The sequence below is a fragment of the Pedobacter cryoconitis genome (assembly GCF_014200595.1).
GTDB lineage: Bacteria > Bacteroidota > Bacteroidia > Sphingobacteriales > Sphingobacteriaceae > Pedobacter > Pedobacter cryoconitis_C.
This window is the reverse complement of record NZ_JACHCG010000006.1, coordinates 235,871-248,154: the sequence shown is the minus strand read 5'-3', so window position 1 is coordinate 248,154 and position 12,284 is coordinate 235,871. Positions and strand designations below refer to the sequence as shown.

General features: G+C 39.4%; 11 protein-coding genes. 9 read left to right on the top strand and 2 right to left on the bottom strand.

Going from position 1 to position 12,284, the window contains the following annotated elements:
* Positions 1–3 precede the first annotated feature (3 nt).
* From ilvN to ilvA, 8 genes are all read left to right on the top strand, one after another.
* Entirely contained in the window at positions 4–624 is a 621-nt protein-coding gene (gene ilvN, locus HDE70_RS25525; protein ID WP_183868717.1) for an acetolactate synthase small subunit, read from the top strand.
* Between the two features lie 70 nt (positions 625–694).
* On the top strand, positions 695–2,176 hold the full coding sequence (gene ilvC, locus HDE70_RS25520; protein WP_183868715.1) for a ketol-acid reductoisomerase: 1,482 nt from the start codon (positions 695–697) through the stop codon (positions 2,174–2,176).
* A gap of 57 nt (positions 2,177–2,233) precedes the next feature.
* Complete coding sequence (leuC, locus tag HDE70_RS25515) at positions 2,234–3,640, top strand: 3-isopropylmalate dehydratase large subunit (RefSeq protein ID WP_183868713.1); 1,407 nt, start codon at positions 2,234–2,236, stop codon at positions 3,638–3,640.
* 11 nt (positions 3,641–3,651) lie between these two features.
* The gene (leuD, locus tag HDE70_RS25510) at positions 3,652–4,236 is read left to right on the top strand and encodes a 3-isopropylmalate dehydratase small subunit (RefSeq protein WP_183868840.1); all 585 of its coding nucleotides are present in this window, start codon (positions 3,652–3,654) and stop codon (positions 4,234–4,236) included.
* Positions 4,236–5,708 (top strand): ATP-binding cassette domain-containing protein, encoded by a 1,473-nt coding sequence (locus HDE70_RS25505; protein ID WP_183892219.1) that lies wholly within the window; start codon positions 4,236–4,238, stop codon positions 5,706–5,708. Before leuD ends, HDE70_RS25505 begins: the two co-directional genes overlap by 1 nt.
* Positions 5,705–6,796 carry a 3-isopropylmalate dehydrogenase gene (gene leuB, locus HDE70_RS25500; RefSeq protein ID WP_183868709.1) on the top strand — a complete coding sequence of 364 codons (1,092 nt, stop codon included), beginning with the start codon at positions 5,705–5,707 and terminating at the stop codon, positions 6,794–6,796. The genes HDE70_RS25505 and leuB overlap by 4 nt, the downstream gene beginning before the upstream one ends.
* Positions 6,797–6,805: 9 nt before the next feature.
* A complete protein-coding gene (locus HDE70_RS25495) occupies positions 6,806–8,314 on the top strand; it encodes a 2-isopropylmalate synthase (protein ID WP_183868707.1) in 1,509 nt (502 codons plus the stop codon).
* A gap of 1 nt (position 8,315) precedes the next feature.
* Positions 8,316–9,566, top strand: coding sequence for a threonine ammonia-lyase IlvA (gene ilvA, locus HDE70_RS25490; RefSeq protein ID WP_183868706.1), 1,251 nt, complete (start codon positions 8,316–8,318; stop codon positions 9,564–9,566).
* An 84-nt stretch (positions 9,567–9,650) separates the two neighbouring features.
* Here ilvA and HDE70_RS25485 read toward each other — a convergent pair whose 3' ends face one another.
* Both HDE70_RS25485 and HDE70_RS25480 read right to left on the bottom strand, forming a co-directional pair.
* Entirely contained in the window at positions 9,651–10,502 is an 852-nt protein-coding gene (locus HDE70_RS25485) for a cupin-like domain-containing protein (protein WP_183892218.1), read from the bottom strand.
* A gap of 146 nt (positions 10,503–10,648) precedes the next feature.
* Positions 10,649–11,530: a M12 family metallopeptidase gene (locus HDE70_RS25480; protein WP_183892217.1), complete on the bottom strand. Its 882-nt coding sequence runs from the start codon at positions 11,528–11,530 to the stop codon at positions 10,649–10,651.
* Between the two features lie 336 nt (positions 11,531–11,866).
* Between HDE70_RS25480 and HDE70_RS25475 the strand changes: the two genes are divergently transcribed.
* The gene (locus tag HDE70_RS25475) at positions 11,867–12,280 is read left to right on the top strand and encodes a hypothetical protein (protein ID WP_183868700.1); all 414 of its coding nucleotides are present in this window, start codon (positions 11,867–11,869) and stop codon (positions 12,278–12,280) included.
* The last annotated feature ends 4 nt before the right edge of the window (positions 12,281–12,284 follow it).

The window sequence follows — 12,284 nt, the reverse complement described above, 5'->3', positions numbered from 1 at the left end:
ATTATGAGCAATTCTCAGGATATAGAGTTAGCGAATGCTAAGCAAGAATTTACCATTACGGTATATACTGAAAATCAGATCGGTATACTTAACCGTATTGCGATTATATTTTCAAGACGGAAGATCAATATTGAAAGTTTGAATGTTTCCCCTTCTGAAATTGAACACATCCACCGTTTCAATATTTTAATTACTGAAACTGAAGAAGTAGTTCGTAAACTGGCCAGACAGATTGAAAAACAGGTAGAAGTTCTCAAAGTATACTTTAATACAAATGAGGATATCATCTGGCAGGAATTAGCCCTGTACAAAGTACCTACTGATACCATTGTAGAGAAAGTAGTGGTTGAACGCTTACTTCGTGAAAATGGCGCCAGAGCTGTTGTGATCCGTAAAGATTACACGGTATTTGAAACTACAGGTCACCGTACCGAAACAGATAAACTGATCGAAGTATTACAACCTTACGGACTGATTGAATTTGTCCGCAGTGCGCGTGTTGCAATTATCAAAGACAGCGAAGGATTTAACAGCAAACTGAGAGAATTTGAACGTCTTGATCCAGGTCAGGATGTCATAGAAAACGAATTCCTCGACAAAGAAAAGAACGTATTTACAATGTAATCCATTGTGGACCTGAAAAATTAACCAATAAACAATTAAAAGAACCTTAAAAATCAAAAAACAATAAACGATGTCAAATTATTTTAACACACTTCCTCTTAGAGAAAAATTAAACCAATTAGGTGTTTGCGATTTCATGGACAGTTCAGAATTCCTGGATGATGTAAACGCATTAAAAGGAAAAAAACTAGTTATTGTAGGCTGTGGCGCACAAGGACTAAACCAGGGTTTAAACTTAAGAGATAGTGGTTTAAATGTTTCTTATACTTTGCGTAAAGAAGCTATTGAAGGCAAAAGAGATTCCTGGAAAAATGCTACAGAGAACAATTTCACTGTAGGCACTTACGAAGAATTAATTCCTGAAGCTGATGTTGTCATCAACCTGACCCCTGATAAACAACATACTGCGGTAGTTACTGCAATTATGCCATTAATGAAAAAAGGCGCTACTTTATTATACTCACATGGTTTTAACATCGTAGAAGAAGGCATGCAGATCCGTAAAGATATTACGGTAATCATGGTAGCTCCTAAATGCCCTGGAAGTGAAGTAAGAGCAGAATATGTAAGAGGTTTCGGTGTACCAACCCTGATCGCTGTACACCCTGAAAATGATCCTGAAGGAAAAGGTCTGGTACAAGCCAAAGCATACTGCGTTGGAACAGGCGGGCACAGAGCTGGTGTATTAAAATCATCTTTCGTAGCCGAAGTGAAATCAGATTTAATGGGTGAGCAAACTATCCTTTGCGGATTATTGCAAACAGGGTCTATCCTTTCTTTCGACAAAATGGTTGAGAAGGGAATAGATGCAGGTTATGCTTCTAAACTTGTTCAGTACGGTGTTGAAGTGATTACTGAAGCCTTGAAACAAGGTGGAATCACTGCCATGATGGACAGATTAAGTAACGTAGCAAAAATCAAAGCTTTTGAAATCTCAGAAGAATTGAAAACAATTATGCGTCCGTTGTTCCAAAAGCATCAGGATGATATCATGAGTGGTGAATTTAGCCGTACCATGATGGAAGACTGGGCAGCAGGAGATAAAAACTTATTGGCATGGCGTGCAGCTACTGGCGAAACAGCTTTTGAAAAAACACCAGCCGGTGATGTTAAAATCGGAGAACAGGAATATTTTGACAACGCTTTACTAATGGTTGCCTTTATCAGAGCAGGTGTTGAATTAGCCTTTGAAACTATGGTAGAAGCAGGAATTAAGCCTGAGTCTGCTTACTATGAGTCTTTACACGAAACTCCACTGATTGCCAATACCATTGCACGTAAAAAATTATTTGAAATGAACAGAGTAATCTCTGATACCGCAGAATATGGTTGCTATTTATTTGACCATGCTTGTAAACCTTTGCTGGCAGATTTCATGAAAAATGTAGATACTGATCTGATTGGTAAAAACTTTAACGAAGGCAAAGACGGTTCAGTAGATAATAGAGCACTGATTGCAGTGAACGAAGTTATCCGCTCACATGAGGTTGAAACTATCGGTGCAGAACTGAGAAAAGCAATGACCGCAATGAAATCAATTAAAACAGCATAAGAATAATAGAAGACCTCTCAGGTCAGTAACCTGGGAGGTTTATAAAACAAGCATAAGATGTCAAAAACATTAGTAGAAAAAATATGGGATGCACACGTTGTAAAAAGCGAAACAGGATTTCCTGATATTCTATATATTGATACGCACTTAATCCATGAAGTAACCTCGCCGCAAGCTTTTGATGGCTTGCGCAAAAGAGGCTTACCCGTTTTCCGTCCGCAGCAAACTGTGGCTACTGCCGACCATAATGTACCCACTATCGATCAGTTGCTGCCGATTAAAGAAGAACTATCACGTTATCAGGTTGATATGCTGACCAAAAACTGTGCAGAATTCGGTATCGAACTGTATGGCCTGGGACATCCATTTCAAGGAATCGTTCACGTAATCGGCCCTGAACTGGGAATTACACTTCCAGGAAAAACTATGGTTTGTGGGGATAGCCATACTTCTACACACGGCGCTTTTGGTGCAATTGCATTCGGTATAGGTACTTCACAGGTAGAACAGGTTTTTGCGACACAATGTTTATTGCAGCAAAAACCGAAAACTATGAAAATAGAGGTTAACGGTACTTTAGGAAAAGGCGTGTCTGCTAAAGACATTATTTTATACATTATCTCTAAAATATCAGCCGCAGGCGGTACTGGTTATTTTATAGAATATGCAGGTTCGGCAATTGAGGCTTTAAGTATGGAAGCCCGGATGACGATCTGTAATATGAGTATAGAAATGGGTGCCAGAGGTGGATTAATTGCACCTGACCAAATTACTTTTGATTATATCAAAGGCAGAGAATTTGCCCCGGCTGGTGCAGAATGGGATAAATCCCTTGCCTACTGGAAAACTTTGTACAGTGATGCAGATGCTGAATTTGATAGCGTATTAACGTTCAAAGCTGAAGACATTGCCCCAATGATTACTTACGGAACAAATCCGGGTATGGGTATGGGCATTCAGGAAAATATTCCATCTACAAACTCACAACCTGATAAAGAACAATTGTCTTATCAAAAGGCATTGGATTATATGGGATTTGAGGATGACTCTTCTTTAATCGGAAAACCTGTTGACTATGTATTTATTGGAAGCTGTACCAATTCCCGTATCGAAGATCTGCGTGAAGTTGCAGAATTCGTAAAAGGGAAACAAAAAGCAGAAAACGTAACGGTATGGATTGTTCCAGGTTCAAAACAAGTAGAACAACAAGCCAAAAATGAAGGTCTTGACCGGATATTTGAGCAAGCAGGCTTTCAGCTTCGTGAACCAGGATGCAGTGCATGTTTAGGAATGAATGAAGATAAGATACCTGCTGGAAAATACTGTGTTTCTACTTCAAACAGGAATTTTGAAGGTCGCCAGGGTCCTGACGCAAGAACTTTACTGGTAAGTCCACTAACAGCAGCAGCAGCGGCAGTTACAGGAAAAATTACAGATGTAAGAGAAATGTTGACCAAGGCTTAGAAAAACACATGATGAAAAAATTCGAGAAACTAACATCGGCAATTGTGCCTTTAAATATAGAAAACATTGATACTGACCAGATCATTCCGGCCAGGTTCCTGAAAGCGACAACCCGTGAAGGTTTCGGTGAGAACCTGTTCCGCGACTGGCGTTACAATGGAGATCATACTTTAAAACCTGATTTTGTACTGAATGATCCTGCTTATAGCGGCCAGATTTTAGTCGCAGGCAAGAACTTTGGTTGTGGCAGTAGCCGTGAACACGCGGCATGGGCTATTCAGGATGCAGGTTTTGACGTAGTGATCAGCAGTTTTTTTGCTGATATCTTCAAAGGAAATGCTTTGAACAACGGCCTTTTACCTATCCAGGTCAGTGAAGATTTCTTATCTGCAATTTATACTGCGGTTGGTAAAAATCACAAAGCACAGCTGGATGTCGATCTGGAAAAACAGACCGTAACTATTGTAGATAGCGGAGAAAAAGCCGATTTCGAAATCAATGCCTATAAAAAATCATGTCTGATCAATGGCTACGATGACATCGATTTTATCTTAAACCAAAAACATCTGATCGCAGCATTCGAACAAGCAAAATAATGACGCAACCCATCGTACATATCACAAATCTGAGCTTGAAGTACCATCACAAACCGGTACTTCAGGAACTGAACTGGACAATAAACCGCCATGAAAACTGGTTGTTACGTGGGATTAGCGGCAGCGGAAAAACATCACTGGCTAAAGCGATTGCTGGTCTGGTCAAATTTCAGGGCGATATTGAAATTAATTTTGATATAAAAAGCAATTTAGCCCCTGTGGTTCATTATGTAGCGAACTGGTATCAGTTTAAAGACCTGGAAGGCCAGTCTAACTTCTATTATCAGCAGCGTTACAATAAACAGTCGACCGAAACTACTGCAACTGTACGCGCAGAACTGGAGAGCTATGGCAAAAAACATCAGCTTCAGTTCAGCGAAGTGGAGAAACTTTTAACCGCTTTAGGTTTTTCAGATTTGATAGGATCGACACTGATTCAGTTATCAAGCGGTGAACATAAAAAATTGCAATTGGTTAGTGCTTTATGGCTTAAACCTCAATTATTAATCATAGATCAGCCTTATAACGGATTAGATAAACTTTCCCGTCGCAATTTAAACGTGCTGTTTGAAGAGATAACCGCAGCAGGTACAACTTTGATCTTAATCAGTAATGATAAAGAATTACCTCCATGCGTTCATCGTTTTGCTGCATTAAGCGGAGGTCAGCTGATTGAAATCTCTGCCGGTGAACATACGCTGGAATTTGATGAAGAGGAAGAAAGCAAACCAATCCCTGATTTTTTAAAAGAAGCTCCGGTCTCCTCTGCTGACAGTGTGATCAAAATGATCGATGTCAATATCAGCTACGGCGAAAAGCAAGTCTTAAAAAACATCAACTGGGAAGTTAAAGCAGGAGAAAAATGGTTGCTGCAAGGCCCTAATGGATCTGGTAAATCAACGCTTTTAAGTTTAATCACAGGTGACCATCCTCAGGCTTATGCGAACAATCTTTACCTGTTCGGTCATAAAAGAGGCAGTGGTGAAAGTATCTGGGATATTAAAAAACGTATTGGCTTGATCTCACCAGAACTGCACTGGTATTTTGATCCTCTGGCAACTGTCAAACAAAGTATCATTTCGGGATTCTTTGATAGTTCAGGCTTATTCCGTGAACCTGATTATACAAAAAAGACACAGGCGGCAGAATTAATTGATTACTTCGGACTTACCGAATGCCAGGATATCCTTCTCAATCAGCTTCCTTTAGGGAAACAAAGACTGGCATTTTTAGCCCGTACCATTATAAAGAACCCCGAACTGCTCATCCTGGATGAACCATGTCAGGGCTTAGATCAGCAACAAACACAGTATTTTAACAAGCTCGTAGACGAATTATGTAAAAACGGAACCACATTAATTTATGTTGGCCACTTTGAAACACAGTTACCTGCTTGTATAGAGAAAAGAATTTTATTGGAAAACGGCGAAGTAAAATCCGTCGGAAGAATATTAGAACCCATATTAAAATGAAGAAAAACATATTAGTTATACCAGGAGATGGCATTGGACCAGAAGTAACCCAATGGGGGAAAGCCGTATTAGAACAAATTGCAATCAGCTTTGATCATGAGTTTACTTTTGATGAAGCGCTAATGGGACATGCAGCTATAGAAGCAACTGGTAATCCATTACCAGATGAAACTTTAGAAAAAGCCAAAAAAAGTGACGCGATACTCTTCGGAGCAGTAGGTCATGCAAAATATGACAATGATCCTTCTTTAAAAGTGCGTCCCGAACAAGGGCTGCTGAAAATCCGTAAAGAACTTGGCCTTTATGCAAACCTGCGCCCTATACTATTATTTGATGAATTATTAAATGCATCAAGTATTAAAGCACATATTCTTCGTGGTACAGATATCCTGTTTTTCAGAGAGCTTACAGGTGATGTTTACTTCGGTGAAAAAACAAGATCAGAAGATAAAAATACCGCATCAGACCTGATGATCTATCACAAATATGAAGTAGAACGAATTGCCCATAAAGCTTACGAAGCAGCTATGCAGCGTGGCAGAAAGCTATGTTCTGTAGACAAAGCAAACGTGCTTGAAAGTTCAAGATTATGGAGAGAAACCGTTCAGGAAATTGCTAAACAATACCCTGAAGTAGAAACACAACATTTATTTGTTGATAACGCAGCAATGCAATTGATTAAAGATCCTAAACAATTTGATGTGGTCTTAACAGCAAACCTGTTCGGTGATATTTTAACTGACGAAGCTTCACAAATTGCAGGCTCAATGGGTATGCTTGCCTCAGCTTCAATTGGAGATGGAACTGGCTTCTTTGAGCCTATCCACGGTTCTGCACATGATATCACAGGTAAAGATCTGGCTAACCCGCTAGCCTCTATCCTGTCAGTTGCCCTGATGCTGGAAATTAGTTTTGGCTTAAAAGAAGAAGCACAACTGATCATTTCAACTATTGACAGGGTATTAAAAGATGGCTACAGAACCAGTGACATCGCAGACGACTCTACCAGCCCATACAAAGTATTAGGTACTCAGGATATGGGTAAACTCGTCTTAAAATTCATTACACAACAAACTTACACTAACTAAACCATGACTATGCTACACGATCCTAATAGAGTTTACGTATTTGACACGACCCTTCGTGATGGAGAACAAGTTCCAGGCTGCCAGCTTTCTACACCAGAAAAAATAGAAATTGCAAAAGCACTGGAAGCGCTCGGCGTAGACGTGATTGAAGCTGGTTTTCCAATATCCAGTCCTGGTGATTTCCAAAGTGTAGTTGAATTATCCAAAGCAGTAAGAGAGCCAATCATTTGTGCACTGACCAGAGCAAACAGAAAGGATATCGATTCGGCCGTAGCTGCTTTACAATATGCTAAACGCCCAAGAATACATACCGGAATAGGCTCTTCCGATATGCACATCAAATATAAATTCAACAGCACACGCGAAGAAATTCTGCAACGCGCTGTAGAAGCTGTAAAATATGCCAAACAATTTGTAGAAGACATCGAGTTTTTTGCAGAGGATGCAGGCCGTGCAGATAATGCATTTTTGGCACAGATGATTGAGGCTGTAATTGCAGCAGGCGCAACCGTGGTAAATATTCCTGATACCAACGGCTATTGTCTTCCGGAACAATACGGATCAAAAATCCTTTACCTGAAACAAAATGTTCAGAATATAGACCAGGCCATTATCTCTGTGCATTGCCACAATGATTTAGGATTGGCAACAGCGAATACTTTGGCCGGCGTAATCAACGGTGCACGCCAGGTAGAGTGTACGATCAATGGTATCGGTGAACGTGCAGGTAATACTGCATTGGAAGAAGTAGCTATGGTTTTAAAAACACACCATGCCCTGAACCTGAAAACTAATATCAATACCAAACATTTCAGCGAGATCAGTGCTAAAGTGAGCCGTATGATGAGAATGCCGGTACAGCCGAACAAGGCAATTATCGGACAAAATGCTTTTGCACATAGCTCAGGTATCCACCAGGACGGTTTCCTTAAACACAGAGAAAATTACGAAATCATTAACCCTGAAGATGTAGGAATCGATGCAGCAGGCATTATTCTGACCGCAAGAAGTGGCCGTCATGCCTTAAAGCATCACCTGGAAAGATTAGGTTATGTGATTGAGAAGATCAATCTGGATCAGGTATATGAGAAATTCCTTTTACTGGCAGATCAGAAATTAGAAATCTCAGATGATGACTTATTATCATTAATGAGTGATGGTGAAGAACATACTTATAAAAACGGTTATAAACTGAATTCTTTACATGTAGTTTGCGGAGATTCAGCATTACCAGTAGCGACCGTAAAATTAGAACATGAAGGGACAGAGAAAGAGGCGAAAGCTGAAGGTAACGGCCCCGTGAATGCAACGATTAAAGCTATAGAAAGTATCATTGGTAAAGATATTCAGTTGAAAGAATTTACAATTCAGGCGATGCACGGTGGCAGCGATGACACGAGTAAAGTAAATATGAGAGTAATTTTCGAGGAACGTTCTTATTTAGGCTATGGCTTCAGTACTGACATCGTTAAGGCATCGGCCGATGCTTACCTGGATGCATTAAATAAATTCTTATAACATGGAGCTGGAAAAGGAAGTAGAACTGGATTTTGAGGCAGCCGCCGCACGTATTGCAGATACCGTTAAGCGTACCCAATTAGAGTATAATGAAGGACTATCATTAAAATACAATGCAAAAATCTATCTGAAAAGAGAAGATTTGCAAGTGGTGCGTTCTTATAAATTGCGTGGTGCATATAATATGATCAGCACACTGGATCAAACACAAACCAGCCGCGGGGTGGTTTGTGCAAGTGCCGGAAATCACGCACAGGGCGTTGCTTATTCTTGTAAAAAACTAGGTATCCAGGGTGTTATTTTCATGCCGGAAATTACTCCAAGACAGAAAATCAAACAGACTGAAATGTTTGGTGGAGAGAATATCAAAATTGTACTTGTCGGTGATACTTTTGATGACTGCATGAAGGAAGCATTAGCTTATACGGCTGAACATCAGATGGTCTTCGTTCCTCCTTTTGATAATATCAAAGTGATAGAAGGTCAGGGAACTGTAGGTATTGAAATTTATCAGGACCTCCCGGAAACTGAGGTTATTGTGATGCCTATTGGCGGCGGTGGTCTGGCTTCTGGTGTAGGCAGCTACTTCAAAAACATCAATCCACAGATTAAACTGATTGGTGTAGAACCTGAAGGTGCTCCATCCATGAATCAGGCTTTAAAGAACGGCAGCCCTGTTACACTGGATTATATTGATCGTTTTGTAGATGGTGCAGCTGTGAAGCGTGTGGGTAACCTCAACTTCAAATATTGCAGTGATTTACTGGATGAAATGTTATTAATTCCTGAAGGTAAGATCTGTACAACTATCTTAAAGTTATACAATGAAGATGCGATTGTCGTAGAACCAGCAGGAGCACTTGCTGTAGCTGCACTCGATCAATTGAAAGATACAATTACCGGCAAAACCGTAGTCTGTATCGTGAGTGGTGGTAACAACGATATTGAGAGAATGCAGGAAATTAAAGAGAAGTCTTTGCTTTTCGAGGGTCTGAAGCACTATTTTATTGTTCGCTTTCCACAAAGGCCAGGTGCATTGAAATCATTTGTGAACAACGTATTAGGGCCTCACGATGATATCACCCGTTTTGAATTTATCAAAAAGACTAACAGGGAAAATGGCCCTGCACTGGTTGGTATAGAACTACAGGAAAGCACTGACTATACCTCTTTAAAAGAGAGAATGGCAGAATTTAAGTTCGAAGTTATTGATTTAAATAATGATCAGACTTTGTTTGAATATCTGGTATAATCGCTTTTCCCTTCCAAAAAAAAGACCTTAGCTATTCGATAGTTAAGGTCTTTTTTAGTTCGATTGAACTCCCGTTATCTTCATTTAGAAATTCTCTTTCAAACGGCATCCCATTCCGGAAGCAAGTGCATATAAATAAGCAGCAACAGCTTTTAATTTACTTCCCTCCTTCTTAAAATTCCAGACATCATTCATAAACAGAGGAAAGTTCTTGCTATTCAGCTGGTCAAAAGCCACTGAAATAGTTGGTGATAAGGAATGTGCCGTATGCCAGATCCCAAAAGGGATATATAAAGTTTCGCCGGCACTTACTTTAAAACTAATTGGCGTAGCATGTTTAAACTCCGGATGTTTCTCCAGATCAGGGTTAAAAACGTTCACCTCCGAACGCCATTGATTCTTTTCTGTAGCATATAAGAACTTCTCCTGCCCACGTGGAAAAACTGTAAACATTTTCTCCCCATACAGTTGATTGATCCATGCACTCAAATGATAATAATCTTTATGCACGTAAGGAAATTTGCCACCCGGCCCGCCAACAAAAAGCTCAATAATCCCACCCCAGTTTCCACGTTTAAATGAAGATGACTCTAACCAGTTCGGTTTTGCATACCCCAAATTAAGCGGCAGCAGTAAATCCAGCATCTCGGGAATTTCCTTACTGATATTAAACGTAAGCGGATAAGGTGCAAGGTTTTCTTCAGAGCTATGTTCTGCCAGATCCATGACCTCTTTCATTTTATAAGGTTTTCCAGTTTCCATATTCAGGACATCACTTTCTTTTTCCGGATAATTCTCGCGAAACCAATCTGGCGTAAATAAACCATTTGCCTTCCAGACTTTCGTTGCATCCGTTAAAATTACAGGAATTCCGGGATTATGATGCTCGTCCATAAACTCCTGATAACTGAGGTTTGACTTTCGTTGGATTTCCATAAAATGCTAATTATTAAATGATAACAATTATAGTGTAATTATTACCAAGTCCACAAGAAATATTAAAGGCAGCCTGTAAACCTGCCTTTTTGTTATAAAAATATTTATCAATGATAATTATGTGTACTTATAGTTATCAGCAGAGTCTACAGTGAATAGTTCGGGTACAAATATTTAAACCCGGCCAGATCTCCAGCAGACAAAGCAGTTCTTTGTGAACCAAAAGTAGATCCGTCAAGTTTTGTAATCGTAGGCTCTCCATTACTGGAGAAAGCATTGGAAGGGTACATCATAATCGATCCAAAATCAAAGGCACCAGTTTGTCCACCAGTATATCCTCTATCCGCCCAGGTATCAAAGTTATGCTCATAACCCGCCTCAATATTGTCCTTATTGATAATCACATAATCATCACGGTCAGTTCTGCTTTGCTCATGCAGTAAGCCAAGTGCATGTCCTATTTCATGAATAGCGTTACCCGTTGAACAACCAGAAGACAGGTTCAATTTCTGAGCCCCTCCGATCATCCCTAAAGAAGAAGAACAACCAGTCCCAACCACAAACCTGATATAGTTTGCCTGGTTAGTACGGACTGTAAATGTTAACTTGGTTTTAGCTTTCCAGTGTGCAATTGCATCAGTAATTCTCGCCTGATTGGGAACATTAGTATCAATGGAATAATACACAATACCATTAGTCCATCTCCTATTCAGATAATCGACAAATGTACTTTCTGTAGACGCTCCTGAAGCATCAGCCTTTTGCTTCAGCAGAGAAACCTGGTCATTACTCAGCAGGATGTCCCCTCCCAGAATAAACTGATCATTTTTTTTGGTCAGGCTGATCTTTTTAGCTCCATTCCCAAAAGAGATTACTTGTCCTTTAATCTCGGGCAAAGCCTGTTCAACTGCACAATTACAATCGTTTTGTTTAGCATCTGCTAATGGAGCCTCCTGTCCGCTTTGTTTCTTGCAGGAAGTAGTGAAAGCTGCGAAGGCAAGCGCAACTAATAATGTTTTGTTTTTCATAGGTTTAGGTTTTAGGTAAAAAACTTGTTACATAGGTATCTACTAAACTTAGTAGTTTTTAATAGAACCTAATAACCTTTGCTATAGAATGGTATAAAAAAGATAGTCTATTGTAAACAAACAGTATACAATAGCCGCTGGACAATAGATAATAAATGTTGGTATAATTAAAAATCAATTAATAAACCCCAATTTCAAATCAATAATATTATATTTACATATAAAGACAGGAATAACACTATAATTTAATACCATTGAAAAGTTAAAAACTGTTAATTATTATGACCATCAAAAACTTGGCAATACATTTGCTAAGTAAACATGAAACACACAAATATGAAAAAATACCTACTATTACTCTTAAGCATTACGGCAATCGGATTGTCTTCATGTAAGAAGGAAGTTATTGCTCCTAATAACCAGACTACGAACAGAACTATTTTGGTCACTGTTCCAAAAGCGAACTGGAAGTTAACCAGTGATAATAAATCATGGTTTACCACTATTAAAGTTCCGGAAAACGACGCTTATTTTAATAAAAATGGTCATATCGTAGTAGCGATGTCAATCGATGATCCAAACGTTTATGAAGCTCTTCCTCAAACTTATAAAGGTATATCCTACACCATTGACTCTGGTATAGGCTTTGTGAATATATATTTCAGCGAACCTAATGGCGCTGCAATTGGAGCACCAACTTTCGACTCAAACGTAAAAGTAACCTTAATAGACTCTTATCTGATCCAGTAATCAG

What these genes read in the sequence shown, in the direction of transcription:
- ilvC (WP_183868715.1), top strand. Translation starts at nt 695, where the DNA reads ATGTCAAATTATTTTAACACACTTCCTCTTAGAGAAAAATTAAACCAA.
- ilvA (WP_183868706.1), top strand. Translation starts at nt 8,316, where the DNA reads ATGGAGCTGGAAAAGGAAGTAGAACTGGATTTTGAGGCAGCCGCCGCA.
- leuD (WP_183868840.1), top strand. Translation starts at nt 3,652, where the DNA reads ATGAAAAAATTCGAGAAACTAACATCGGCAATTGTGCCTTTAAATATA.
- leuC (WP_183868713.1), top strand. Translation starts at nt 2,234, where the DNA reads ATGTCAAAAACATTAGTAGAAAAAATATGGGATGCACACGTTGTAAAA.
- HDE70_RS25480 (WP_183892217.1), bottom strand. Translation starts at nt 11,530, where the DNA reads ATGAAAAACAAAACATTATTAGTTGCGCTTGCCTTCGCAGCTTTCACT.
- HDE70_RS25495 (WP_183868707.1), top strand. Translation starts at nt 6,806, where the DNA reads ATGCTACACGATCCTAATAGAGTTTACGTATTTGACACGACCCTTCGT.
- ilvN (WP_183868717.1), top strand. Translation starts at nt 4, where the DNA reads ATGAGCAATTCTCAGGATATAGAGTTAGCGAATGCTAAGCAAGAATTT.
- HDE70_RS25485 (WP_183892218.1), bottom strand. Translation starts at nt 10,502, where the DNA reads ATGGAAATCCAACGAAAGTCAAACCTCAGTTATCAGGAGTTTATGGAC.
- HDE70_RS25475 (WP_183868700.1), top strand. Translation starts at nt 11,867, where the DNA reads ATGAAAAAATACCTACTATTACTCTTAAGCATTACGGCAATCGGATTG.
- HDE70_RS25505 (WP_183892219.1), top strand. Translation starts at nt 4,236, where the DNA reads ATGACGCAACCCATCGTACATATCACAAATCTGAGCTTGAAGTACCAT.
- leuB (WP_183868709.1), top strand. Translation starts at nt 5,705, where the DNA reads ATGAAGAAAAACATATTAGTTATACCAGGAGATGGCATTGGACCAGAA.